Here is a 24,578-nt window from a genome sequence, read left to right on the forward strand (position 1 = left end):
ACATTCGAAAGCGGGGGACATGGAGGCGTTCCGGCTCAATGACGCGCGCTCCGGGAGCGGGGCGCCGTGATCGCGCGCAGATGGCTCGCGCCGAGGCGGATCAGCTCGCGCGCCATGCTCGAGATCGAGCGGTTGCGCTGCGCGGCGAGCTGTTCGAGTTCGCCGCGCTCGACAGGCGTCAGCCCCACGTAGACGGGTTTGTCCGACATCGTGCCGCGCGGCGAACGGCGCGGTCCTTTGGGAGTAGTCATGGTCGGTATACTTTGAGGAGATAGTCTTGCGTTACGATGAGGCTAGTGTAATGAGCAAAAAACGACGCGTCAATTGTTAATGGGTAATTTATGACACAAATCGGGAGTCGCTTGCGGGACGAGCGCTTGCGGATCGGGCTCAGCCAGGACGAGTTTGCGACCGTGGGTGGCGTCGCGAGACGCTCGCAGTCGGCGTACGAGTCGGACGAGCGCGCTCCCGACGCGGCTTATCTGCTGGCCATTCGCGCGATCGGCGTCGATATCGGTTACGTGCTGACCGGCGAGCGGTTCGCCGCCGGCGGGGCGGCGCCGGAGGCGGGCACCCGCGACGCGGACGAAGCCGACGTGCTCGCGATGTACCGGCAGCTCAACGACACCGGCAAGGCATCGCTGCATGCGTTCCTCGCCAGTTGCATCAATTCGGGGGCGATGGTGCAGGCCGCGACGCCGCGGCGCGCGAAACGCCTGCCGGAGAAGCGTCGCGCGGCGCTCGATCAGCGCACGGCCGAAAACGTCGATCGCGCGATGGCCGAGATCGAACGGCTGAAGGCCGAACGCGCGACGAAGCCGTCGAAGAAGTAAGCGTCTGGCGGGGCGGTGCCCCACGCCGCCATCAGGCACGTGTGCGCAGCACGCGTGGCCAACCGTTGCCCGATTCGGTCCGTTGCGTGTGCGACAGTCGGGGCGATCCCTCTCCTCGTTTTCCGTGTCGTGGCGGCGCCCTCGGCGCGCCGCACAAGGGCATCGGATAAAATCGGATGAAACACTGTATATCCATACAGTATTGGTTTAGCATTCTGAAAGCCGGTGAGCTGGCGGCGGGGCGTTCCGAGGCGCCCCGTCGTGTCAGGCGGCCCCCGGTTGATGACTGAGTTTGCGGAGACCGGAAAAATGGACACCAACAGGAAGCACGACAACGGGACGATCGGCGCGCCAGCACACACCGACCATCGCGCGGATGCGCGTGGATTGACGATGGGGCCGCCGCGGTATCGTTCGGACCTGACCGACGACGAGCGGGCTGATGCGCACGCGGCGATCGACAGCGCGATGCTGTCGGTCGGGCAGGTGCTCGAGGCCGCGCTGCAGGCGATGGCCAATCTGCGTGATGCGCGTGCCACCTTGCAGCAATGCGGCGACACGCGTGACCTGCGCATGACGCTCGGCGGCCGTCAGCAATCGAGCTGAACCGCTACCCAGTCTGATCCCCGCAGGCCGGCATTCGCTCCGGCCGCCGCAGCGAATCCGAGTTGCGCATCCTGCGTCTCGCCTCGCGCCCCATCCCACCGAAATCCTGAATTCGCCGCCGCGATCGACACCTTGCGATCGCGTATCGGGCATGGCGGCCCGTCGGTCAGTGCTTGCCGGAGCGAGGCGTCTTCTTCGGCGTGTCGCGCACCTCGAGTTCGAGCGCGGTCGTGAACCCGCCGTCGCCGATCGTATGCGTTGCTTTCTTCACGAGCCACGGTGTGTCGTCGATGTCCGGCTTGAACCCGGTCACCGTGACGGGCATCTCGGGAAACAGCTCGGGTCGGCCGAGTGCGAGCGTGTAGCTCAGCGTGGACTGGCCGCGCTGGGTGCGCGCATATTCGGCTTGCGCGGCCGCGCGGGCCTCGGCCTCCGTCGCGTAATCGTCGGGCAGCACCTTGGCGTTCTTGCCCTTCGCATCGCCGACGACCACCGACAGCCGCCGCGCACTGCCGTTCGAGTGATAGTGCGCGCGCACCGACGTGTAACTGTCGCGCTGCGCGACGTGATAACGATGCTGGTCACCGCTCGCGCGCGTGACGGCCAGCACGTCGAGCGTCTTGCCGCTGATCGTTTTGCCCGTACCGATCGGCGTGAACAACAGGTGCTTGTCCTTGACGGTCATCACCGCGTCGTAGCGCTTCGCGAGACGCGTCAGGAACGACATGTCGGACTCCTGCGTCTGGTCGACATGATCGATCCGCGTCGCGGCAAGCGTCGCGTCGACGGCTGCCGTGAGCCCGTAGCGCGCGGCGATGGTTCGCACGATTGCGCCGATCGTCTGCCGGTGCCAGCTTTTCTCCCGGCGTTCGTGCATGTCGTTGGTCATCGACGCCGAGCGTGCGCGGATCGTGATGACGTCCGGCGCGCCGCTGTGCTCGACTTCGTCGACCGTGAACGTACCCTTGTCGACGAGCGGTTCGCCGACCCATCCGATCGACAGCTTGATGCTGGCGCCGCGCTTCGGAATGGCGAACGTCCCCTTGGCATCGTCGAGCACCAGGTCGAGCATGTCCGCCTCGTCCGCGCGCGATTCCGACAGCGACAGGCTGATGAGGTTGGGCGCGATCAGGCGCGACAGGTCGCGGCCGTCGAGCGTGATGCGGTAGTCGGCCTGCGGCTGCGTACGTCCCGTGCGGACCTGCGCGTCAGCCGGCGTGCGTTCCTGCGTGCTCATTGCTCGGCCGCTCCGCTTTCGTCGTCCTGCGGCGCTTCGGCCAACACGCCATCATCGACGCGCTTCAGCGTCAGCGTGAATGCGATCTTGCGTGGAATGCCTTCTTTCGTGTGATACGTGGCCGTCTCGTTGAGGCTGTCGATGACATATGCGCCGTACACGTTACCGTTGCCGTCGACGAGCACGTAGGCATCGCCGGCGTCGCCCATTCGTGCGAGCGCCTCGATCGAGGCGATCTCGCCGATGCCGTTGTCGGGCGCGACGATGCCGGTGAGCGTGATCGTGTCGTCGCCGGCGCCGGTGAACTGGCTTGCATCGCGCACGCCAATGCGCGAGCTGGTGCGATGCTTCCAGTTGCGCTGGCGCTGGAGTTCCTGGTAAGGCGTGGTCGCCAGGCTGAAAACGAACTGGTCGAGCGACATCATCATGGGCGGGTTTCCTCCAGCGGACAATCAATCGGACAGGCGCGACGCGGTGCGCGACGCCCTCGCGCGTTCGGTGCGTTCGAGTTCGGCGCGCACCATGCGGGCGATCTCGGCCGCATCGACGCCCGGCGGCGGCGCGATGTTGATGGTGACGGGGCCGGCCGGCGGCGCGGCGCTCGCCACGGCGGCCGGCGCCGTGAGCGGCGGGCGGTAGTCGAGCGACAGGTTGTAGCGTTCGAGCGGCGCGGCGGCGGCGACCGCGGGGCTTGCGGCAAACGCGGGCGGCCCGACCAGGGCGGCGGCGGTCGTGAGCGCGGCGGCGGTTCGCGTCATGCGGGCCGGGGTGCCGGTGGTGCCGCCTGCCGCGGTGCTGTCGGATGGGGTCGATGCCTGCATGCCGAGTTTTTCCTTGAGCCAGCCGACCGCCGAGCTGCCCAGGCCGCCGATCGTCTCCTTCAGCGCGCCGAGGCGATTCGTGATGCCGCCGACCAGGCCGGACACCATGCTGGCGCCGATTTCCTGGAAACGCGGGCCGAGATCGCCGAACCAGTCGCCGATGCCGCCGAGTGCGGCTTTCACCCACTCGACGGTGGCGTCCCATTTGGCGGCAATCCAGTCGCCGGCCGCGCCGAATGCGCCCTTGATGGTTTCCCACAGCGCGATGAATTTCGGGCCGAGCGTGTCCCAGTTCTGCCAGACGTAGACAGCGGCCGCGGCGATCAACCCGATGACGAGCAGCAGCGGATGCGCCATTGCGAGCCGGCCGAGCATCATCAATGCCTGCCCGACGAGCCTGAACGCGCCGGCCATCGACGTCGCGAAGCGCAGCACATTGACCGATCCAAGGATGTTGCCGAAAACGCTTGCCAGCGTGCCGACGACGGTGAGTGCGCCGCCCAGCGCCGCGAAGGTCGTGACGAGAATCCGGGTGGCCGTGCCGTGTTCGCGCACGAACCGGACGATCTTCTCGAGCATCGTGGCCGTGACGTCCAGCGCCGCGTTGTAGACCGGCGTGATTTTCTCGCCGATTTCGAGCTTCAGGTCGCGCAATTGCGCGAGCACGGCGAGCTCGCGGCCCGCGGTCGAATCCGCGGCCTTCGCCCGCATTCCGGTGATGCCGTCGGCGGCGGCGCTCTGTCTTTCGGTGTCGTGGATCTGCTCGCGTTGTTCGTACATCGTCGTGAGCAGGGTTACTGCGGCCTTGTCGGAGACCAGCTTCGCCAGCGCGGCTTTCACCTTGTCGGGCTGGGTGATGCCTTTCGCGGCGAGCTTCGGCAGCAGCACCTTTTCGAGCCATTCGAGCGGCGACGCCTGCAGCATGTCGCTGCCCGCCAGCGCACCCGGCTCGAGCCCGCGGATCGCGCCGTTCTTCGCATGCATGACCTGCTTCGGATCGACCAGGCCGAGCGCCGTCCACTGCCGTGCGGCGGGCGCGGTCATCTTGCCGTCGAAGAGGCTGCCGGACAGCGCGGCGAGGCCTTCGCCGGCCGCCTTGCCGCCGAGCTTCTCGACGAGTGGCTGCATCTGGTAATAGAACGCGTCCGTGCGCAACTTCCTGGCTGCGCCGCCCCCCGATTCGGCGAAGTTGTTCCATTCATCGCCGCTGACCTTGCCGCCGGTTGCCGTCTGCATCTTCTGCACGATGTTCGCTTCGGCGCCGAACGCGGCTTCGTTCTTCGTGCCGCCGCGCAGGTCGATGACCTTCAGCATGCCCGTGAACTTGTCGACGTTCGCCTTGGCATCGTCCTTGCCGAACAGCGCCTCGTTCGCCGATCTCATGTTCGCGAGCATCGGCATCACGACGCGCGCGCGTTGCTCGTCGCCGCCCAGCGCCGACAGTGATTCGCGCATCAGGGCCAGGTTGTCGACGAGCGACTGGCCGCCGATCTGCTGCGCGCGCGCGAATTTCACGGCGTCGGCCGATGCGCCCTGCGCACGCAGGCGCAGCGTTTCGCTCTCGGCCTGCTTCGCGACGTCGAGCGGTTCGGACAGCATGCCGAACATGCTCTTGCCGGCGCCCGTGATCGTCTTGCCGCGCTCCGCCCATTGCTTGCCCACGCCGCTCAGTGCGTCGATCTTCGCGCGCCTGGCGTCGGCGCGCTGGCGGCGCGTGTCGTCGAACGCGAGCACGTCGGCGGTCATCTTCGCCTTGCGTCGCGCGCTGTTCGTGGCCAGCGCGAATTCATGCTGGTCGAGGTGGCGCGTGTCGATGCCCGCGCCGACGAGCTGCGTGCGCAGTTCGCGGATGCGCGCGACCTGCCTGCCTTGCGCGGCCGTCAAATCCGTGGCCGTGCGTTCCAGCTTGGCGAGGTCGTCGACCATCTGGCGCGACGGCGGACCGGACGCGCGCAGCGCCACGCGCAGCTCGCCGGCACGCAGCTTCGCTGTCTTGAGGTCGGTCGCGGTTTTCGCCACACCGCCGCGCAAGTCGCGAAACTCGCCGATGCGCTTCTGCGTCTTCGCCATGTCGTCCAGCTCGCGGCGGGTGGCTCGCAGCGAGTCGGCCAGCCCCTTGTTGCCGGTCAGCATCATTTGCAGGGGCTTCGTCATGTTGTCGACCATGTCGACCATGACGCGCAGTTTCGTGGTGTTGTCCATCGTCGATCGTTTCGCTCATTGGGCGCCGGCGCGCACTCGCGCGCGCTCGCGCCAGTCCATCAGCTCGGCCAGGCTGAAAGCGTCCATCACGGGCGGTGTCCAGCCGAACACCGTCGCGATGTCCGCCATCGGGTCTTCTATGCGGTCTGGGAGGCCAGTCGGGATTTCACGGCCTTCGGCATCAAAAAACCGGCGAAGATGCCCCCCAGTTGCACGAGGTCGGCCGGGTCGATGCCGGCGACGTCGGCTTCCGTCAGCATCGGCGAGCTGATGCGCGGCAGCACCTTCGACAGCGCGACGACATCGAGGCTGACGAGGTCGGACAGCGATACGCCGCGCAGCTCGCCCGATTTGGGTTTGCGCAGCGTGATCGACGTGATCGTCTGGTTGCCGCGCACGATCGGCGTGTCGAGCGTGTGGGTGGCCGGATCGTCCTGTTCGGGCGTTGCGATGGCGGCCACGGCGGGCGCGTCGGCCTGCAGGTCGTTCGCGGCCGGTTCGGATTGGATCGGATTCATGGTGGTCCTGTCGTTGATCTGTCGGGAGGAAAGGCGGAGGCAGGGCCCGGCCGGCGTAACCGGCCGGGTGGCGGATTACAGGCCGATCGCGTTGCGCAGCGCGGCGAACAGGTCGTTGCCGTTGACCTTCTCGATCATGTTGACGAAGTCGATCTCGATCACGTCCTGTCCGTTCACGGACAGCTTGTAGTAGCTGGCGACCGTCGTGACCTTGAACGCGGTGTCTTCCTTCGACTTCGCGGTGCCCGGATCGATTTCGCTGTGGCGGCCGCGGATCACGATCTCGATCGCGTCGACGCTGGTCGAATCCTCGGATTGATAGCCGCCGGCGAAGCGCAGCAGCACGCCGTCGTGCTTCGTGATCGCGTACTGGCCGAGCACGGAGCGCATGAAGCCGCCGCAGGTCCATTCGAGCTGGATCCCTTCCTGCCCGAAGTCGACCTTGATCGGGCCGCTCATGCCGCCGCCCTGGTAGTCCTCCATCTTGCGCGTGAGCTTCGGCAGCGTGACTTCGACAACCTGACCGACGAAGTTCTCGCCGTTCTGGAACAGGTTGAATCCCTTGAGTTTGCGAGGCATACCCATCGTGTGTGACTCCTGGTGAGGCCGGTCGTTACGCGCTCACGCGCGCGGCGAAATCGGCGAGATAACGGTCGGTGATGCGCTGGCGCAGCATCAGGTTTTCGAGCGGCGGAACCGGCGTGTATTCGTAGTCGAGATACGCCTTGCCGGACTTCAGCACGTCGGTCGTGTTCGGCTCCGGGTCGTACCAGGCCGAGCCGCCGATCAGGTAGCCCTGCGAGATCCATTCGCGGAACTTGGCGTTGATCGTTTCGATGATGTCGCGCGGCAGCGACGGGTTGAGCGGGCCGTCGATGATGGCCATCTGCGCTTCGGCGATCGAATCGGCGATGACTTGCGCGGTGCGCGTGTAGTTCTCGAACGCGAACAGCGGATCGTCCGAGCACGTGCGCGAACCCCAGAAGCGGAAGCCGTTGCGGTTCACGAGCGTCGTCACGTCCTGTTCGTTCAGGAACCCCGCGTCCGTCGCCGGATCCTGCAGGTCCCACGACACGTCGGCGCTGATGCCGGTGACGCCGTTCACGCCGACGTTCGACAGCGTCTTGTGCCAGCCCGTGTCGTTGTCGATCTTCGCGCGCAGGCCGGCCGCATACGCGGTGGCCGGCACGACGACGGTCGTGTTGATCGTGTCGTCCCACGCGAGGAAGTCCGGCCAGACCACCATCAGCTCGCGCTGGCTGAACTGCTTGCGGTACGTGACGGCTTCTTCCTTCGTCTTGCAGCCGTTGGCCGAGACGTAGGCGAACGCGCGCAGCGATTGCGCGACCGACGCGAGCGCGGCGGCGACGGGTTGCGTGTCGAGGCCCGGCGTCGCGAGGATGCGCGGCTTCACGCCGAAGCGCGCCTGCGCGCCGAGCAGCGCCTTCATGCCGGTGTACTTGCCGTCGGCGGTGACGCTGCCGATCACGTTGGTTGCCGTCTCGGCGGCGTCCTTGCCTTCGGCGACGCGCACGACGATCGTGACGGGCTTGGTCTGCCGGCCGATCGCATCGAGCGTGCGGCGCAGCGTGCCTTTGGTGCCGGCCTTGCCGAGTGCGGCGACGACGTTGGTCAGCAGCACGGGCGTGTCGAGCGGGAAGGCGGTGGCGTCGGCGTCGGACGCCGTGCAGACGATGCCGACGACGGCCGTCGACACGGTGCGGATCGGGCGCGAGCCCTCGTTGATTTCGATGACGCGTACGCCGTGGTGGTAATCCTGCGGCATGGTGTGTGGCTCCTGTGTGTGCAGATGAAAGAGAACGGGAGGAATCCCGTGCGGATCAGGCCGCGGGGTCCGCGACCGGAGCTGCGGGTGCGCTCGGCTCGGCCGGAGGCGGGGGCGGCGGCGGTACATACGGCGCCGGCGTTGCCGGCCACGTCACCGCATCGGGGAACGTGTCCGCCTGGATGACCGACACGAGCGCCATCTGGTAGGCCGACCAGGCCTTGAAGTAGTAGACGCCTTCGTCATCGAGCAGCCCCGCCGCATAGGCATCGGCCTTGCCGGCATTGGCCTTGCGCGCGGCTTCCAGTCGGCGCTCGAACTCGGTCATCGCCGCGTCGCGCTTTTCCTGTTCGAGCAGCGCTGCCGGGACGGCCCACGCGCCGTTGATCCATGCGTGGCGCGGTGACGGTTGCGGCTCGGTCGTCAGGCCGAGTTCGTCGGGCGTCTTGCCGGCGGTCGCGATTTCGACGGCTTCGCCGGTATCGGTGCGATAGCAAAGGCGGCCGCGGAAGTCCGGCAACAGGGCCCACGCGCCGTCGCGGTAGAACGGCCAGGTCGTCGGCGTGCGCGCCGGCGGTTGGTCGAACGTTGCCCATGACGGCACGAGCCAGCGGTCGGGGTTGCGCGGGTCGGCGTCGGGCTGGCCGCTGCTCAGGTATTCGCCGTTGGATTGGCTGTAGTGGTGGATCAGCATGTTTCGTTATCCAGAGTTAGTAGGCGCGGATCATGGCGAGCAGCGCGATGTTGCGCGGCCGTGCTTCGTTGCTGCCGTCACCGTTGACGGTGATGGCGTGGCTGTGGCGACCGGCGCCGCCGATGCCGACGTTGTGGCCGTGGTTGCCGGCTTCGCTGAGCCAGATGCCGGTGCCGGCACCCTCGGTGCCGTGCATGTCCTGCCGGTCCCAGTTGTACGGGCCCCAGCCTTGGCCGTAGGAGGTGGCGACGACGCCGACGCGCCCCATCCGGACACCGTGCGCGTGGCCAGGATCATTGACGCCGTGGCCGTGCTGTCCCTGCCCGTCGGTCCAGGCCGAGTGCGCGTGATCGCCGACTTCGCCCGCGCTTGCGCCGTGGCCGTGCCATCGGTTCGCGCTGTCCTGCCACGAGCCGAGTATTCGATTGGTATCGATGCCGCGCGCGTCGTCCCAGCAGCGGATGTGCTCGCCGCGCAGTTCGGGGAGGCGGAATGTCGTCGTGCCGTTACCGTGCGAGAAGCTGCCCCACAGGGCTTTCTGCCATTCATCCTCCGTCACCAGTGCGCCGCTGGCTTGTGCGTACGCCCACAATGCGGGATAGTCGGCGCGATTGACGAGCGCGCCGTTGGCCTTGAGGAACCCCGTGCGTACCGACGTACGAGGTTCGAAGACGATCTGGCCGATGGAGTTCGTCGATAGAGCGGCCAGCACCCATTCGGTAGTAGCGAGCGCCGTTGACCGGTCGCCTGCCGCGGGTGTAGGGCCCTGCACGGGCGTTTTGAAGACAGTGCCTCCGGGCGTGAACGATGCCTGCGCGACCGAGTTGCACGTGACGCCGAACGACCCATCGTTGATGTGGTACAGGCCGGTGTCCGGTGCGCCGTCGTTGATGAACGTGAGGGACGGTGCTTGCGCGCTGCCTTCCGACAGGTAAATCCGCTTGCCCGGATCGAACCAGAGATCACCTGTCATCGTGCCGCCCTTCGTGCGATCGAGCGGCGTCAGGTTTCCGGTGTGCCATGCCGGCTTGCCATCGATGCGGAAGGTGTGGTCATCGGTGTGATACGCGAACGAGCCGTTGTTTGCGCCCCACCAGCCAACCGCCTTGTCGTTGCCAAAGAGGTAGCCATCGATGGGGCCGATGCGCAGGCGTCCTTCGTATGGGCCATTGCCGAGAGCCAACTCACCACGAATGCTGGTGTTGCCGCCGATCGATGTGCCGGCTCCCTGATCGTCGATAGTGACGCGACCGGTCGCGAGGTTCAGCGTGAACGGCCGGTAGTCGTTGAACGTGCCCTCCGGATCACCTTTCTTCGTCGACAGCAGATAGACGTTCACGCCGTCGTTGCGCCAGAACGCACCGTAGTCGCCGTAGACCGTTCGGAAATTCGCGCCACCGGTGTCCAGTTCACGCGAGGTCACGCCACCCTTGAACGTGGCGCTCCCCCCTGCCTGAACCGCATTGCGGCCGTCATCACCGACATCACCGACGAGCAGGCGCTTCGCCACCGAGAACGCCTGCGTGCCGCGGCTGACACGAAACGCGGGAAACTGCGTGACACCGTCGTCCGCGAACGCGTTCACGCCGAAATCGTTGCCGCCGTTGCCTCCGGTTGCCGCGCCGTCCCGCTTGAACATCGACCAGCGGATCTTGCCGCCGTCGGTGAAGAACAGCGTCGAGAAATTGCCGGCGCCACCGTCGATCGAGGCAGCCTTCGCATAGCTCGTACCTTCCGCAACGGTGTCGCCGCCGACACGCAGTCGCGAATTCCCGTCGTCGTTCTTGACGTCGCCAACCAGCACGCGGCCGCCGTAGCCGATGCGCAGGGCGCGCGCCTGGTTCGCGTCGATCTCGGCGTCGTTGGCGGTCTTGTTGAGCCACAGATCGACGTACTCGCGGCCCCAGGCACCGCTGTCGAAACCGGAGCGGATCGTTGCGATGAGGCGCGACCCTGTATCCGGATTGTTGCCGCTGAACGTGCCATGCAGGCGCACGCGGCCTTCGCGACCGTTCTTGCCGGTCGGCGGACGAATCGACACGTGCGCGGTATCAGGACCCGCATCGAATTCCGTGACGACCGGGCCGGTGAACTTCGCGCCGGTCAGCGCCGCGTATCGCGACGCGGCGGTCTTCGGCGTCAGCACGCGCGTATCGTCGGTGCCGGTGTTCACTTCTCCCTGCGTCGCCAGCTCGACCACGCCCTGCCGCTCCGTCGTCGCCGGCGGATTCAGGAACGATGCGTCGCCGAACACGAGCTTCGTCGCGTCGATCGTCGCGAACTGCATGTCGGTCGACAGCAGCAGTAACGCGGCCGGCGACTTCTCCATGATCGGCGTCGTCTGGCCGTATGCGGCCAGGAGCACGCCGTTCTCGAGGTAGAGGCCGAATCCGTAGAGCGAATACTGGTCCGCCGAGTCGTCCTTCAGCGTCGTGTGGATCGTGTCCGGCGCGACGTTGGCGCCGCCGAAGGACTTGATCCGTTTCAGCTCGTTCGGCAGTTTCGTGAGCCCCTTGTCGGCGACGAACGGCGCGTTCGCCAGGCCGATTTCCACGGCCTGGTGGGCGTTCGTGCCGCCGTTGCCGGCGGCGACGAGTGCGGCACGGCCGGCGTCGGTGATGATGATCTGGGTTGCCATGTGCGATCAGTAGTCGGTGAGGTTCAGGCGGCGATAGGCCGCCACGCGCGCGGCGGCGCCGATCAGTTGTCGGCCCCGCATCTCGAAGCCCTGCGTGAACGTGTAATGCGCCCGCACGGGTTTGGTGCGATCGATTTCCGCGAGGATGTCGGCCACGTATTCGGCGGTCGGCGGCTGGCCTTCCTGGCCGCTGACCGTCATCACGAGGTCGAACGTGCCGGGCCGACCCGGCGGCCGCTGCTCGAACCATTCGCGCAGGACGATGTTTCCGCCAAAGGCCGCGACGACCTCGCGCACCGACGCGGCCGTGCCCTTGCGACGGGCGATCGGAATCGCCTGGCCGGCGCGGGCGCGCTTCACGTACTCGGGCCAGTAGTCCTTCCATGCGTCGACGCCGAGGTGCCAGGCGAGCCACGGCAGCAGGTCGGGGCGGATCGTGTCCGGATTCATCAGCGTCGCGAGCGGCGTCGGCACGTCGTCGATGCGGGCATTCGTCGCGGCAAGCCGGCGTTCGAGCCGCGACGCATTCGGCGGCAGGATGTCAATCATTGCTGTACACCCCGCCGTCGATCAGCTCGATCCCGGTGCAATAGGGCGCCTGCTGTTTCGTCGCCGGCAGGCCGGCGAGCGGGCTTTCGAGGATCACCTTCTGCACGCCGGCCGCGCGGGCAGCCGCGTAGATCCCGTCGAGCGTGACTTCCATCCCGAGGCGGTGCATCGATTCGGTGTACTTCTTCATCGCGCGGTTGGCTTCGGCGAGCGCCACCGCGCGATCCGGGCCGGCGAAGAACACCAGCCGCGCGCGCACCTGGTAGCGCAGGATGTCCGCGCCGCGCACGGTGACCTGGTCGGTGAGCGGCCGCACGTCGTCGGCCTGCAGCGCAGCGGCCACGGCGTCGATCAGCGCCTTGTCGGCGGTGCCGTCGCCGTCGCGCGCCAGCACCGTGACGAGCACTTCGCACGGGGCCGGGCTGATCGCCGACGCGTCGAGCACGCGGCCGTCCGCATTGCGTGCGTGCGAGACGTACGCGCCTTCGGGGCCCGCGACGGAGAAGCTTTGCGGTGCGAGCTGCGTGCGGGCGCGCAGGTCGGTATCGCTTTCCATGACCGGCGCGACGCCGTGTTCCGGATCGGCGGGCGAGATCGTCAGGCGCCGGATGCCGAACAGCGCCGCGAGGTTGTCGAGGTCCGCGCCGACCGCATAGGCGAGCATCACGGCGCGCGCAGCGTCGTTCACGCGCTGCCGCAGCACGATTTCGCGGTAGGTGTTTTCCTGCAGCAGCTTCACGAGCGGCTCCGATTCGAGCGCCAGCGTCGCGGCGATCTCGGCCTGCTCGGCAGCCGGGTAGAGCGACACGAGCCGTGCCTTGCGCACGGCAAGCAGCGTCTCGTAGTCGATCGTGTCGACGACGTCGGGCGACGGCAGTTGCGAGAGGTCGATCGGCGTCACGCTCATGCCGTGCCTCCGTGCGTGACCGGCACGCGAGTCGATACGGCGGTGCCGCTTTCGTTGGTCCAGCCTTCGATGTCGAGATAGAGCGAGCCGGCAGCCGCGTTCGCGTCGTCCGCGGCGAGCACGACGCGGGTGAGCGTCAGGCGCGGTTCCCAGCGCATGAGCGCCGTCGCGACGGCCGCATAGAGCCGCGTGCGCACGGTGCCGTTGCCAGGCGCGTCGATCAGGTCCGGCAATTCGGAGCCGAACGTACGGCGCTTCACGCACGACGCGAGCGGCGTCGTGACGATTCTGCCGATCGACTGGTAGAAATGGTCCAGGCCCGAGATCGAGCGGCCAGTGTTCGCGTTCATGCCTTTCATTGCGGTGCGCTCACGAGTTGTCCATCGCCTTGTTCGCGATGCGTGTGATGCGGGAGGCTGATGCCCTGGGATTTCACTTCACGCGTGAAGGTGGCCGCGCCGTCGATCTGCATCGTGGCGCCGCCGCCGGCGCCGCCCGTGCCGGTCATGCCGGATTCGAACGCGAACGGCCCCTTGACCGTCATCGCGCCGGTGCAGGTCGTCTGCTGCGCGTCGAACGTGATGCGCTCGGCCTGCACGGTCGCGTCCCGGGTCTGTACGACGACCGATCCCGGCGCGACGACACGGAGGGTCGCGCCGGCCGGCAGCTCGGCCGTGAGCGCATGCGCCGCGTGGTCGTACGTGATGCTTGCGCCGTCGGGATAGACGCGCGCATGGGTATCCGGGCTCGAAGCCGGCGCAGGCGCGGCATTCGAATAGACGCCGCGCAGCGCGACGCCTTGCGCCGGGTCACCCATCGGGCAGAGCAGCACGACCTGTTCGCCGGGCGTCGGCGGCAGCCATTCGCGGGTCCCGCCGGCGGTGCCCGCGACCCACGGAATCCAGTTGGTTTGCAGTCCGCTGCCGTCGGCATCGGCGTCGCCGACCGAGACACGGCACAACGCCGCCGCATGGTCGACCGCGAGGATCGTTCCCTTGCGCACCGCGTTGCGTGCCTGTCGTTGAATTTCATTTGCGTCCATGCAGTCATGGTGACGGTCGGCTGGTCGCGGCGCGAGTGATGGCCTGTGTCGTCGCGACGACGACAGCGCGTACCGGGTGCCGGCACGAAGACGCGCATCGACAATTGCTGCACCGGTCGGCGCGAGGATGGAGTCGTGCGCCTTCGTGACGTCGTCACGAGGTTTGAATGTGTGTGCCGATCGACGTCGGGAAGCAGGGCGATGAGCTGGGTATGCGATGGAGCGTGTGGCGAGGTGGTCTGAACGGATGCCGCGTGAATGGCGGGACCCGCGCTCCGCAGGGATGTCGCATGGGTGCTTGTCGCGGGCCGCGCATGGGCGTGCCGTCGCCGGCGAAGGCCGGTTCGACAGGAAGGGATGACGAGCTGATCCGCGTGCGATCGGGCGGTGCGGTTTCGCCTAGCGGCGAGACGAGGTGGCCGGCTGCGGCGCGCAGCCGTGGGAGAGGCGAACGACGCGGTGTGCGGGAGGGCGGGCCGGTGCCCGCCGGGCTCAGCGGATCTGCGGCAGCGCGACCCACGTCAGGGTGTCGGCCGGATCGACCTTGGTGTCGTCGACATGCGTGATCTCGTGCCGGCCGTCAGGCCCGGTCGTCACGGCGACGCTTTCCGTCAGCGCCAGCCGGATCGACAGGTCGACGGCAGCCTGGTCGCGGATGCCGACCTCGAAGGTGATGCCGCTCGCGCGCGCGGCCGGGTTTGTCACGAGATCCGGCTGGTTCGCACGCACCCATTCGACCAGTGCGGCGAACACGGGATCGGTGTCGCCGGAAAAATTCGTCGCGAGCACGTGGGCCGTGTACCGGTATTCGAACGAGGGCGTCAGCGTGCCGGTCGTCGCGATCGACCCCTGCTCGACGAGTACGGACAGCGCGCCTGGTTCGGCGGCGAGCGACGGGATGGCGGCGGCGAGCGCCTGCCGCAGGCTGTCCGGCTTAATCATGCGGATGGGCTCCATGGTCGGGGGTGGGCGTGCCGGCCTGGCATGCCGCGATCATGTCGACGGTGGCCGCGCATGTCGCCCAGGCCGCCTTGACGAGGGTGAGCGCGCCGTCGAGGTCACCGTTGGTGCGGGGCGCGAGCATCGGCAGCGTGCACGGTTTCACCGTCTGGCACGTGTTCGACATAATCGTCGGCGCCGGTGAGAGCGGGACTGGCTTGCAGGCGGACAACGTCGTCAGGCAGAGGAGTGTCAGCCCAGGCGCGAAGCGTGGCGTTTTCATCGGTCAATCTCCGGTTTTCAAGTCGAATGGCGTCGAGCTTCGACGCGATCGCGGTATGCGAGCGATCGAGCCGTGCCTGCTGTTGGGCGTGCGCGGCGGCGTCCTGCCGCATGCGCGCAATGACGTCGTCGCGCGCGGCAAGCGCCTGTTGCGCATCGGCTCGCTGCTGCTGCGCGATGGCCAGGTCGGCACGCAGCGCATGCAGGTACAGCGCTGCCGCGACGCATGCGGACAGCGCGACGGCGCAGGCGGCGAATTTCGCGACGAGTCCGTTCATGTGCCGGTCGTGGCGTTGGCCGAACCCGATGCCGCACCGGCCGAGGGGCGTATCGGCGCATAGCGGTCGTAGGCGCGCACAAGCTTCACGTCGTAGAGGTTCGTCGCGTAGTCGGGCCCGTTGTACGCGCGGGCGAAAGCGGCCCACTGGCGTGCACCGAGCGCGCGGCGCAGCGCGTCGTCGGCCGCGATGTAACGGACGAACGCATCGAGGTGCTGTGCTTCGCCGGTTTCCATGCATGCGACGAATTCGTCGATGGACGCGTAGCCGAGGCGCAGCCAGTGATAGCCCATCACCTGGAACGAGCCCCAGCTCGCGGATTCCCACGCGGCGCCGGCATCGATCGCCTCGGCCGCGGCGAGGCGCGTGTATTCCGCGGCGCTGCCGCGATAGCCGCCGCGCGTGCACGACACGATGTCTGGCTGACGGGCAGCGAACGGCGCCGGGTCGATGCCGCGCGCCTGCAGCCGCTTCCAGAACACATGGCGCTCGAACAGGATGACGGGCCGGCCGTCGGGCAGGAAGCCGGCGCCGCGCGACTCGACTTCGTTGACCGCCCGAACGCATGCAAGCGGCACGTCGAGCGTGCGCGCGGCGCGTTCGAGGTCGGCGAGCGCGAGATGTTTCGGATCGCGTTGACCGGTGGCCAATGCGGCAAGGGTCTTCGGGCCGGCGATGCCGTCGTCGACGAGGCCGGTCCCGCGTTGGAGCGCGATGACGGCGGCTTCGGTCGCCGCGTCATAGCAGTGCGTGACCTGTACCGCGTAACCGGCGCGAATCAGTCTGCGTTGCAGCAGGCCCACGTCGTCGCCGTGGTCGCCGAGGCGGCGGGTCTTCATGATTCATTCGCTCCTCAGGAGGCGTGCGACATTGCCGCGCGTGCCGCAGACGAACGTCGCGAGGAATACCGAGGTGGCCGCGTCGAAGAAGCCGACGGAGCCCGCATGCAGCAGCAGTTCGATCGATGCGCCGCCGGCGACGGCGACGAGACTCCATGCGAACCACGATGCGTGGCGCCGGTGCCGCGCGCCGTTGCGTCGATAGGTGAGCACGCGTACGAGCACGGCGACGTGCGCGGAGAGTGCGATCAGCGCGAGCGGGAGAGGCATGTCATCCCCCTTTGCGGAACAGCGAGAGCAGGTCCAGCGTCTTGACCCGCTCGATCAGTTGCAGCGTGACGGTAATGACGAGCGCGGCCGCGAAGAACGCGGCGACGCCCGTCGAATGGATCGGCGTGGCGCCGACGATTTCGGGTGCGGCGAGGTAGCCCATCACGAGCGAGATCAGCAGGTAGGCGGCACGCCGCGCGACACCGATCTCCTTCGATGTGACGACCACGAGCGCGGCGCCCGTGAACGCGCCGATCAGCGCGTTGCCGTCGATGCCGGGCGCGAGCCCGGCGACGCCGAGCGCGGCGGACAGCATGGCGGCGGTGGTGAGGTTCGGTTCGGCCATGAAGGCGATTCCAGGGTCAGTCAAACAGTTGCAGCAACGGCCGTGCGCTTGTCACGGTGTCGAGCGGCGGCAGGTAGACGGGCGTGCCGGCGGGCAGGACGACGCCGAGGCTGGCGAGCCCGGTGTTCGCTTCCAGCACGGTCTCGACGGTGCCGTCGGTCCGACCGTAGTGACGCCAGCACAGCGCGTCGACCGTGTCGCCCTGCAAGGTGCGCGCGATCATGGCTGGTCCCTCCGGTGCTGAAGGGGCCGGCTGTCGGTGGCGCTGCCGGCCGGCGCGCTGCGCGGGGGAGTCGATGTCGTGCTGCTTGCCATGGCGAGGTCTCGAGCCGTGAGGCAGTGAAGATGGTTGTCATGGTCGAGCTTCGCGGGGCGGGGTTCAACGAGATGCGTGCGTGATCCGTCCGGACACGCAGCGCGGCGCGTGTCGCGGCGCGCATCGCGCTTTACGCTTCACGGACTGGCGCGGGATGTTCGCGGGCGGGTGCCGTGCGCGCCTTGCAGCGGAATTGCAGCCTGGGTGAACCGGGCTGGCCTTGAGTGATCTTGTGCAGCCTTGGTTTTGCCTGGAGGGAGGCGCGCGGAGCCTTGCCGGGCAAGGGGCGGGCAGGCGTAGGTAAAACTCCGAAGGCAGGGGTTGCTGGTTCGATCCCAGCCGCCGCCGCTGTCGCTACCTGACGGCTCCGGGCGGCTGTGCCGCGCCGCCTCACCGCCGTGCGAGAATCTCCCGCAACGACAACTCAAGCGTCGATCGCGGCGGCCGTCCGCGCATCACGCCGACTCCCGATGGCAGCCCTTCCGTCTACCCCGACCGCGGTCGATGCCCGTGCGCTGACCGATGCGCAACAGGCGCTGCTCGCGCGTCTGCACGCCTATTCCCCCGACGATCCACGCGCGCCGCTGCCGTACAGCCGGCGCCTCGCCGAAGCCGAAGGCTGGTCGCATGCCCACGCGCTGGCCGTGATCGACGAATACAAGCGCTTCGCGTTTCTCGCGCAGGCGGCCGGGCATCCGGTCACACCGTCGGTCGCGGTCGATGCCGCATGGCATTTCCACCTGCAGTACACGCTCGAATACTGGGACGTCTTCTGCGCCGGCGTGCTGCGCGCGCGGCTGCATCACATGCCCGGTACGGGCGCGCCGGACGAGGGCGCCGTGTATGCGCGGCGCTATCGCGACACGCTCGACAGCTATCGCCGGATGTTCGGCCAAGAGCCGCCGGAGTCGATCTGGCCGCGCCCGGTCGATCGGCCGGCCGAAGCGGCGGCGCCGCAGGCAGACGAGCCGGCCGCCGCTGCGCCGCGCGGCGCGTTGGGCATCCGGTTGCCGAAACTCGCGTGGCCGGCGGCCGCCGCAAGCGTCGCCGCGACCTGCGCATCGGCGCAGGACTTCAACGTGCTGGATTACACGGGGCCGCGGTTTCTCGCGTTCTACATTCCGGTCTGCATCGCCGCGCTGCTGCTGATCGGGCTCCTGCAACAGATCGAATACCGATGCCGGCGCAGGCGCGCATTCCCATCGGACCTGACTGCCGAGGAGGCCGCGTACCTCGCCGGCGACGCGTCGCGGGTCGTGCAGGTCGCGACGCTTTCGCTCGTCCATGCGGGCGCGATCGATCTGACGATGGCCGGACGGCTGGGTGGGCGCGTGCGGCTCATCGACGCGACTCGGGCGGGTGCGTACGCGGACGCATGCGAATGGCTGGCCGGGCAGCCTGACGGGGAGGCCAGCTTCGGCGCATTCCGCCAGCTGCTGGCACGTCACGCTGCCGAGCACGCGAAATCGTTGCGCGCGCGTGGCTGCTTCTGGGCGCCGGGCGACCTGCGGACGGCGCGCATGGCCGCACGCGCGATTGCGCTGCTGGTGCTCGGCACGGGCGCGGCGAAACTGGCGGTCGGGCTGAGCCGGGGGCGGCCGGTCCTGTTGCTCGTCATCGGCATGGCGGCATTCGCGATTGCGTACCGCATCGTCGTGGGGCGGCTGACCGGATTCGGGCGGCCTGGCCTGACGGTGGGCGGGCAGGCGTCGCTCGCCGCGCGGCGGACCGTGCGCAGCGACGATCACGACGGGCCGGACGCATTGCTGTGGACCGCCGCGCTGTTCGGCGCGGGCGCCCTGGCCGGCACCGCATGGGCCGCGCATTCGATGGTGCTGATGGAGCCGCCGCCGTTGGCGCCGGCCGCCGCACGGGCGGGCGGATCGACCGGTTCCTCCTACGGTTCGAGCGACTCGTCGTCGAGCTGCAGTTCGTCGAGTTCGTGCAACTCCAGCTCCTGCAGTTCGAGCAGTTGCGGCGGATGCTCGTCGAGCAACTGAGCGCGCCCGGTCACGAAGGCACGATGGGGACCGGGCGCCTTCGTCAATCGATCGCCGCATCCGCGGCGGTCGTCTCCTGAATATCGTCTCCGGCTTCGGTGTCCGCGGCGTCGATGATCGTGAACCAGTCGAACGCCGGCATCGCGGCGAGCTGGTCGGCCGTGGCCGCATACTCGTGCGGCGTGGCCCGCAGGTAACGCAGCCGGTCCGTCCACTCGGGCAGCGGGTCGGGTGACGTCGTCAGCACCACGCTCAGCAGATCCTGTTCGGCGCGTGCCGCGACGATCCGCAGCGCGGCCTGCACACGCTCGACGTCGCCGGCGGCGTCGAGGATCAGCACGCCCGGAATCGGCGCTTCGCGCGGCGGCAACTGCACGGCCGTGCCCTGACGTTCGACGCACAACCGGTAAAGTTCGCGATGCAGCGGCAGTTGCGCCTGCAGCGCGTCGCGCTTGCGCACGCGTGCCTGCGCGGTGCGGGCCAGCCGCCGGCGCAGTGCGGGTTGCGTGACCAGGCGGTCGATCGCGTCGTCCCACGCGTGCGGGTCGTCGCCGGCAAGCAGTACGTCGTCGCCGTCGTTCAGGCCGATGCGAAGCGCCGGCAGGTCGCTCGCCACCACGGCGATGCCGGCGGCCGCGAATTCCTGCCGCCGGATGGCGCTGGCCGCGTTGTCATCGGCATCGGCGAGCGGCATCAACGCGATGTCCCAGTCCAGCACGCGCAACTGCTGCGCATACGCGCGATACGCATCGGGCGCGGGCAGGAAGGAGGCTGCCGGATGGTCCGCCCAGCCGGCGGGCGCGTGCGTGCCGAAGAACTGCACGGCGACGCGGCCGGCGTGGCGCGCGCAGACCGCGCGCAGCGCGGCGTCCACGCGTGCGAAGTTGGCCGGCCGCAGCGCGTCGCCCGCGACGCCGATGGTCACGCGATCCGCCGCATGGGCCGGCACCGGCCGCAGGAACAGGTCGAGATCGACGCCGTCGGGCAGCACGAACACGCGTGGGTTCCACGGCCGGTAGCGGTGCGCGAGATCCGGCGTCGGGACGACGACAGCGCAGGCGTTGCCGAGCGTATACGCGATGCCCGTCCACGCCGGATCGTCCGGCGCCGCGGGCGGCGGGCAGTCGGTCGCATAAATCACCGGCTTGTCGAATTTGAAGATCGCGCGCAGGCCGTCGAGCGACAGCCGGCCCGGCGTGTGGCGATCGAGCAGCACGGCGTCCGCCGTGGCGATCGCGGTGCCGTCGGCCATGCCCCAGACGAATTCCCAATCGTTGCCGAGCCGCGCGAACGGCAGCGCGACGCGGCGCTGCACGGACGCACCGTCGACCGGATCGAGCGCATAGGCGACGAGGCGCTTCTTCTGCCAGGCACGCGGCACGTGCGCGCCGCCGGGCGCGGGTGCCGGTGCGCGAACCGGCCGCCGGCCCTGTTCGGCGAGCCACGCGTACAGCGTACCGTGGCGGATGCAGTCGGCATCGCCGGGGAGCACGTGTACCGCCGCATTGACGTGACGGTACGTGCGCGCGATCGCGTCCGACGGCACGACCAGCGCATCGGCACGCCGGATCGCGTCGTGCATCGCGGCCAGCCGGCGCGCGCTGCCGGCGACTTCCGGGCCATCGAGCGTGAGCGCGTCGAGCGGCCGGTCGAGATCGCAGACGACCGGCTTGCCGAGCGCGAACATCTGCTCGAGCGCGGGGCCCGACAGCAGGCTTGCGACCGCGCCGTGCAGGACGACGATGTCCGCCCGCTGGAGCGCGTCGAGGTCGATGCCGTTGCTGCCGACGGGAAAGTCCACCGCCCATTCGCGATCGATCTGGCCGAACGGGGTGCCGAACCGCGCCGCGATGTGCGGGTGCGTGGCCGGTTCGGCGCAGACGACGGCCATGCGCCGCACTGCGCGCGCCGCTGCCGCCCGCGCGCCTGCCGGGCCACGCGAATCGGGCCGCGCATCGAGCGCGCTGGCATGGGCCTGGGTCTTGTCGACGAAGTGCCGCAATTGCCGCCAGAACGTTGCCTCTTCTTCCCGGTAGACGTCGCGCGCTTCATGCACGGTCGCTTTCGCGTGCGCGATTTCGCGCGGATCGAGTCCCCATGCGATGCCCTTGCCGCCCATCACCCAGCGCTCCGCGTCCGGCATCGACGCGTCGTTGAGGATGCACACGACCGGGCAGCCGCACAGCAGCGCTTCGAAGGCGATGGTGGACCACTCGTACAGGTACACGCATTCGACCCGGCGCAACAGTTCGGCGAGCTCGTGCGCGGAGCGCTCCGGCACGCGGCCGGAGATCTCGATGGATTCGGCCGTCGCCGGATGCAGGCTGCCGCCGCGGCGAAGGTGGCGGTTCAGGAAGACGGCCGTGCCGCTGCGGGTCGCGTCGTCGACGCCGTCGCAGTGGAAGATGCGCGCATCGACGAGCGGGATTCTCAGCAGGTCGGCCTGCCATCCGTCGGGCACGATCGTCGGCCCGAACGCGAACACGAGATCGGTCGGCGCCAGGTCGAGCGGGTTGCCGTTGATGCGGCCGGGTTCCGCGAGCAGATAGCGCGCGACACAGCGTGAACCGAACGGATTGCCCTCGACGATCTCGGGATACACGGCCACCGGGCTGCGGCCCGCTTCGAAGTGGGCCTGCGCGATCTCCTGCGTCAGCAACGGCGTGCGCAGCGCGGGATGCACTTCCGTGGTCTTGAGGTAGGCCTCGCAGCCGAGCAGGTTCAGCGCATGGCACAGGTAGTGCATCGCGCGCACGCCGCCCGACGTCTGCTTGTAGCCGGGCGCGGTGAGGTAGTACGGATGGTCGAGCGGCGCGAAGATGCGGGGCGAGTCGTTCATGGGACGAATGGCGAAAGGCGCGATGAAGGGCGACGGGCGGCCGGTTACGCGCCGGCCCGGTAGAAATCGGATACCACGTCGATGACGCGATCCTGTTCCGCCTCGCTCATCGCGTGGTACAGCGGCAGGCGCACGAGCCGGTCGGCGACGTCGTCGGTAACCTGCATGCCGGAGCCGCACCGGCCGTAGCGCAGGCCCGCCGGCGAACTGTGCAGCGGCACGTAATGGAACACGGCGAATACGCCCGCGTCGCGGATCCGTTCGAGCAGCGCCGTGCGTTCGGCGAGGTTGCGCGTGAGGAGATAGAACAGGTGGCCGTTGCCCTGCTCGCTCAGCGGCGTGGCGGGCAGCGTGATGTGACCGGCTTCGTGCAGCGGCCGCAGCGCGTCTTCGTAGCGTTTCACGGTCGCGCGCCGCTGCGCGGTGATCACGTCCGCGTGTTCGAACTGCGCGTACAGGAACGCGGCGATCAGCTCGCCCGGCAGGTACGACGAACCGACGTCGACCCACGTGTACTTGTCCACGTGGCCGCGGAAGAACTGGCTGCGGTTGGTGCCCTTCTCGCGGACGATTTCCGCACGCTCGACGAGGCGTTCGTCGTTGACGAGCAGCGCACCGCCTTCGCCGGCGATCACGTTCTTGGTCTCGTGGAAGCTGAGGCACGCGAGGTGGCCGATGCTGCCGAGCGGCCTGCCCTTCCAGGTCGACTGGATCGCCTGCGCGGCGTCCTCGACGACCCACAGCCGGTAATCGGCCGCGAGGTGCGAGATCGTGTCCATGTCGCACGCCACGCCCGCGTAGTGAACCGGGACGATCGCGCGCGTGCGCTCGGTGATTGCGGCCGCGACGAGCTTCTCGTCGAGGTTCAGCGTGTCGGGCCGGATGTCGACGAAGACGGGCGTCGCGCCGCGCAACGCGAATGCATTGGCGGTCGACACGAACGTGTAGGACGGCATGATCACCTCGTCGCCCGGGCCGACGTCGGTGAGGATCGCAGCCATCTCCAGCGCGGCCGTGCACGAATGCGTGAGCAGCGCGCGATGACAGCCGATGCGCGCTTCGAGCCACTGGTGACACAGCTTCGTGAAGGCCTGGTCGCCGGCGAGCCCGCCCTGTTCCACCGCTTTCGCGATGTAGTAGAGCTCCTTGCCGACGATGAACGGCCGGCCGAACGGAATGCGGTCGAGATTGGGAGGAGCGAACATGACGGGACTCCGCGGGAGCATATGAGGGGCGACGGGCGGCAGCTTGCGCGGGGCGCGTTCAGCCGTCCTTCCTGACGAGCAGCGTGAATTCGTACAGCCCGTAGTCGTGCAGCAGCGCGACGTGCCGCGAGTAGCGGCGCTTGCAGCGATCGAACAGCGCGCACGGATCGGCGTAGTAGAGCCGTTCGGGGCGCATGAACGGCGGATCGGAATACGACGTCAGGCAGTTGAACGAGAAGCCGAGTCGGCTCGTCGCATGCAGCATGTCGAGCGTCGTGTGGATGTAGTCGAGCCACGTCGCGTCGTCGTGGCCGCGATGGACGTTGAAGATCCCCGACGCGATGCCGTAGTCGGCGCTCGCCAGCGGCGTATCGCCGACGTGAAACGACACGTCGGCGCGGTCGCGATAACGCTGCCGTGCCGCGTCGACCATCTCGGGCGACACGTCGTTGCCCGCGTAGGCATGACGGCGTCCCGCCGCATGCTCGTCGAGGAAATCCACCAGCGCGCCATAACCGCAGCCGATGTCGTTGACCGAAAAGGCGTCGGCATCGGGCGCGACGATTTTCGTCAGCTGTGCGAAGCGCAGCCGCTGGCCGTCCTCGCCGTTCCAGTCCACGCCGCGCGCGGTCTGTCCGTGCTCGGCGAGGCGCGCGCCGTAATAGGCGGCGACGTCCGCCAGCAGGCTCGAGTGTCGGGAATCGTGCATCGCGTGGTCCTCAGGTTCGGCCGGTCACGACATGGCGGCGCGCCTCCGGGCCGCAATGAAACAGCACGTCGAGCACCGTCACGCCATGCACGAACTCGCCCCACAGCTGCGCATAGGGCGGATAGGCCGGATAGTCGAACCAGCGCACCGCGATGCCTTCGGCCGCGAACCGGCTCTCGTCGAGGTAGTCGCGTGCGGCGGGGCCCGACAGGTATTCGGTCGCACCGGCCTGGAGGCACAGGTTCAGCAGCTTGTCGGTGCGGTCGCCTTCCAGCGTGTAGTCGGACGACGAAGAAATGCGCGTGGCGATGCCCAGCTGCCGGTTGATCCAGGCCAGCATCGCGAGGTTCAGCGCGCTCAGCGTGTCGTGCCGGCCGTTCAGGTAAAGCGCCTCGAGCTGCTCCGCGTAGCGCGCGAAATGCGGCGCACGCGCGTAGTTCTGCCGCAGCCGCGTCCAGTGCTGCTGTGCCCATTGCGTGCCGTCGATCTCGGTTTCGCGAATGCTCTGGTGATAACGGCCTTTCACCTTGACCGGCACGGTCAGCCACTGCACGCCTTGCGGCGTCTTGATCTGGTTGCGGTTGCGCCAGTCGCGCCGCGTGTACTGCGCGTCGTCGTACAGGATGAACTCATCGGTCGCGGCGATCAGGTCGAAGTACCCCTTCCACGGGATGTAGTTCGACTGGACGATCGCGATGCGCTTCGGCTGCGGATTCATGTCG

General features: G+C 68.3%; 29 protein-coding genes. 4 read left to right on the top strand and 25 right to left on the bottom strand.

Going from position 1 to position 24,578, the window contains the following annotated elements; translation table 11 throughout:
- Nucleotides 1-35: 35 nt before the first annotated feature.
- On the bottom strand, nt 36-251 hold the full coding sequence (locus tag HWX00_RS23990; RefSeq protein ID WP_034188128.1) for a hypothetical protein: 216 nt from the start codon (nt 249-251) through the stop codon (nt 36-38).
- A gap of 90 nt (nt 252-341) precedes the next feature.
- Between HWX00_RS23990 and HWX00_RS23995 the strand changes: the two genes are divergently transcribed.
- Both HWX00_RS23995 and HWX00_RS24000 read left to right on the top strand, forming a co-directional pair.
- Nucleotides 342-833, top strand: coding sequence for a helix-turn-helix domain-containing protein (locus tag HWX00_RS23995; protein ID WP_226194221.1), 492 nt, complete (start codon nt 342-344; stop codon nt 831-833).
- 309 nt (nt 834-1,142) lie between these two features.
- Complete coding sequence (locus tag HWX00_RS24000) at nt 1,143-1,439, top strand: hypothetical protein (RefSeq protein WP_034188126.1); 297 nt, start codon at nt 1,143-1,145, stop codon at nt 1,437-1,439.
- 166 nt (nt 1,440-1,605) lie between these two features.
- On the opposite strand, the gene HWX00_RS24005 is transcribed toward HWX00_RS24000, so the two are convergent.
- The 9 genes from HWX00_RS24005 to HWX00_RS24045 form a co-directional block, all read right to left on the bottom strand.
- The gene (locus HWX00_RS24005) at nt 1,606-2,676 is read right to left on the bottom strand and encodes a phage late control D family protein (RefSeq protein WP_069705867.1); all 1,071 of its coding nucleotides are present in this window, start codon (nt 2,674-2,676) and stop codon (nt 1,606-1,608) included.
- The gene (locus HWX00_RS24010) at nt 2,673-3,104 is read right to left on the bottom strand and encodes a phage tail protein (RefSeq protein ID WP_034188124.1); all 432 of its coding nucleotides are present in this window, start codon (nt 3,102-3,104) and stop codon (nt 2,673-2,675) included. The genes HWX00_RS24005 and HWX00_RS24010 overlap by 4 nt, the downstream gene beginning before the upstream one ends.
- Nucleotides 3,105-3,128: 24 nt before the next feature.
- Complete coding sequence (locus tag HWX00_RS24015) at nt 3,129-5,699, bottom strand: phage tail tape measure protein (RefSeq protein ID WP_175028435.1); 2,571 nt, start codon at nt 5,697-5,699, stop codon at nt 3,129-3,131.
- Between the two features lie 15 nt (nt 5,700-5,714).
- Entirely contained in the window at nt 5,715-5,828 is a 114-nt protein-coding gene (locus tag HWX00_RS24020; protein ID WP_006484104.1) for a GpE family phage tail protein, read from the bottom strand.
- Between the two features lie 8 nt (nt 5,829-5,836).
- Nucleotides 5,837-6,217, bottom strand: a complete 381-nt coding sequence (locus HWX00_RS24025; protein ID WP_069705869.1) for a phage tail assembly protein — start codon at nt 6,215-6,217, stop codon at nt 5,837-5,839.
- 75 nt (nt 6,218-6,292) lie between these two features.
- Nucleotides 6,293-6,802, bottom strand: coding sequence for a phage major tail tube protein (locus HWX00_RS24030; RefSeq protein ID WP_034188121.1), 510 nt, complete (start codon nt 6,800-6,802; stop codon nt 6,293-6,295).
- Between the two features lie 28 nt (nt 6,803-6,830).
- The gene (locus HWX00_RS24035) at nt 6,831-8,003 is read right to left on the bottom strand and encodes a phage tail sheath protein (RefSeq protein ID WP_175028436.1); all 1,173 of its coding nucleotides are present in this window, start codon (nt 8,001-8,003) and stop codon (nt 6,831-6,833) included.
- Between the two features lie 55 nt (nt 8,004-8,058).
- On the bottom strand, nt 8,059-8,697 hold the full coding sequence (locus HWX00_RS24040; protein ID WP_034188119.1) for a tail fiber assembly protein: 639 nt from the start codon (nt 8,695-8,697) through the stop codon (nt 8,059-8,061).
- A 16-nt stretch (nt 8,698-8,713) separates the two neighbouring features.
- The gene (locus HWX00_RS24045; protein ID WP_244131189.1) at nt 8,714-10,984 is read right to left on the bottom strand and encodes a phage tail protein; all 2,271 of its coding nucleotides are present in this window, start codon (nt 10,982-10,984) and stop codon (nt 8,714-8,716) included.
- Nucleotides 10,985-11,138: 154 nt separating this feature from the next.
- Between HWX00_RS24045 and HWX00_RS36945 the strand changes: the two genes are divergently transcribed.
- Nucleotides 11,139-11,348: a hypothetical protein gene (locus HWX00_RS36945; RefSeq protein ID WP_226194211.1), complete on the top strand. Its 210-nt coding sequence runs from the start codon at nt 11,139-11,141 to the stop codon at nt 11,346-11,348.
- On the opposite strand, the gene HWX00_RS24050 is transcribed toward HWX00_RS36945, so the two are convergent.
- The 11 genes from HWX00_RS24050 to HWX00_RS24095 form a co-directional block, all read right to left on the bottom strand.
- The gene (locus HWX00_RS24050) at nt 11,342-11,884 is read right to left on the bottom strand and encodes a phage tail protein I (protein WP_175028438.1); all 543 of its coding nucleotides are present in this window, start codon (nt 11,882-11,884) and stop codon (nt 11,342-11,344) included. The two genes, HWX00_RS36945 and HWX00_RS24050, sit on opposite strands and share 7 nt — an antisense overlap.
- Entirely contained in the window at nt 11,877-12,791 is a 915-nt protein-coding gene (locus HWX00_RS24055) for a baseplate J/gp47 family protein (RefSeq protein ID WP_034188116.1), read from the bottom strand. The genes HWX00_RS24050 and HWX00_RS24055 overlap by 8 nt, the downstream gene beginning before the upstream one ends.
- Complete coding sequence (locus HWX00_RS24060) at nt 12,788-13,150, bottom strand: GPW/gp25 family protein (RefSeq protein ID WP_034188115.1); 363 nt, start codon at nt 13,148-13,150, stop codon at nt 12,788-12,790. The genes HWX00_RS24055 and HWX00_RS24060 overlap by 4 nt, the downstream gene beginning before the upstream one ends.
- Nucleotides 13,147-13,833 (bottom strand): phage baseplate assembly protein V, encoded by a 687-nt coding sequence (locus HWX00_RS24065; RefSeq protein ID WP_034188114.1) that lies wholly within the window; start codon nt 13,831-13,833, stop codon nt 13,147-13,149. Before HWX00_RS24065 ends, HWX00_RS24060 begins: the two co-directional genes overlap by 4 nt.
- Before the next feature lie 492 nt (nt 13,834-14,325).
- Entirely contained in the window at nt 14,326-14,775 is a 450-nt protein-coding gene (locus HWX00_RS24070) for a phage tail protein (protein ID WP_175028439.1), read from the bottom strand.
- Nucleotides 14,768-15,004 carry an Rz1-like lysis system protein LysC gene (lysC, locus tag HWX00_RS36950; protein WP_226194209.1) on the bottom strand — a complete coding sequence of 79 codons (237 nt, stop codon included), beginning with the start codon at nt 15,002-15,004 and terminating at the stop codon, nt 14,768-14,770. Before lysC ends, HWX00_RS24070 begins: the two co-directional genes overlap by 8 nt.
- Nucleotides 14,892-15,332 (bottom strand): Rz-like lysis system protein LysB, encoded by a 441-nt coding sequence (lysB, locus tag HWX00_RS24075; RefSeq protein WP_175028440.1) that lies wholly within the window; start codon nt 15,330-15,332, stop codon nt 14,892-14,894. The genes lysC and lysB overlap by 113 nt, the downstream gene beginning before the upstream one ends.
- A complete protein-coding gene (locus HWX00_RS24080) occupies nt 15,329-16,171 on the bottom strand; it encodes an N-acetylmuramidase domain-containing protein (protein WP_175028441.1) in 843 nt (280 codons plus the stop codon). The genes lysB and HWX00_RS24080 overlap by 4 nt, the downstream gene beginning before the upstream one ends.
- 3 nt (nt 16,172-16,174) lie before the next feature.
- Nucleotides 16,175-16,441 carry a phage holin family protein gene (locus HWX00_RS24085; RefSeq protein WP_034188110.1) on the bottom strand — a complete coding sequence of 89 codons (267 nt, stop codon included), beginning with the start codon at nt 16,439-16,441 and terminating at the stop codon, nt 16,175-16,177.
- 1 nt (nt 16,442) lies between these two features.
- Nucleotides 16,443-16,787, bottom strand: a complete 345-nt coding sequence (locus HWX00_RS24090) for a putative holin (RefSeq protein ID WP_034188109.1) — start codon at nt 16,785-16,787, stop codon at nt 16,443-16,445.
- A 16-nt stretch (nt 16,788-16,803) separates the two neighbouring features.
- Complete coding sequence (locus HWX00_RS24095; RefSeq protein WP_034188108.1) at nt 16,804-17,010, bottom strand: tail protein X; 207 nt, start codon at nt 17,008-17,010, stop codon at nt 16,804-16,806.
- Between the two features lie 563 nt (nt 17,011-17,573).
- On the opposite strand from HWX00_RS24095, the gene HWX00_RS24100 reads away from it, so the two are divergent.
- Nucleotides 17,574-19,103 (top strand): TIGR04222 domain-containing membrane protein, encoded by a 1,530-nt coding sequence (locus HWX00_RS24100; RefSeq protein ID WP_175028442.1) that lies wholly within the window; start codon nt 17,574-17,576, stop codon nt 19,101-19,103.
- A gap of 43 nt (nt 19,104-19,146) precedes the next feature.
- Here the strand turns inward: HWX00_RS24100 and HWX00_RS24105 are convergent, their stop codons facing one another.
- The 4 genes from HWX00_RS24105 to HWX00_RS24120 are packed head-to-tail and all read right to left on the bottom strand — an operon-like array spanning nt 19,147 to nt 24,574.
- The gene (locus tag HWX00_RS24105) at nt 19,147-21,942 is read right to left on the bottom strand and encodes a glycosyltransferase family protein (RefSeq protein ID WP_175028443.1); all 2,796 of its coding nucleotides are present in this window, start codon (nt 21,940-21,942) and stop codon (nt 19,147-19,149) included.
- A gap of 44 nt (nt 21,943-21,986) precedes the next feature.
- On the bottom strand, nt 21,987-23,147 hold the full coding sequence (gene rffA, locus HWX00_RS24110; RefSeq protein WP_034188106.1) for a dTDP-4-amino-4,6-dideoxygalactose transaminase: 1,161 nt from the start codon (nt 23,145-23,147) through the stop codon (nt 21,987-21,989).
- Nucleotides 23,148-23,205: 58 nt separating this feature from the next.
- Complete coding sequence (locus tag HWX00_RS24115; protein WP_049032513.1) at nt 23,206-23,856, bottom strand: class I SAM-dependent methyltransferase; 651 nt, start codon at nt 23,854-23,856, stop codon at nt 23,206-23,208.
- Between the two features lie 10 nt (nt 23,857-23,866).
- Nucleotides 23,867-24,574, bottom strand: a complete 708-nt coding sequence (locus tag HWX00_RS24120) for a WbqC family protein (protein ID WP_049032510.1) — start codon at nt 24,572-24,574, stop codon at nt 23,867-23,869.
- Nucleotides 24,575-24,578 lie beyond the last annotated feature (4 nt).

Origin of the sequence: Burkholderia seminalis DSM 23518, assembly GCF_902832885.1 — a bacterium.
GTDB lineage: Bacteria > Pseudomonadota > Gammaproteobacteria > Burkholderiales > Burkholderiaceae > Burkholderia > Burkholderia seminalis.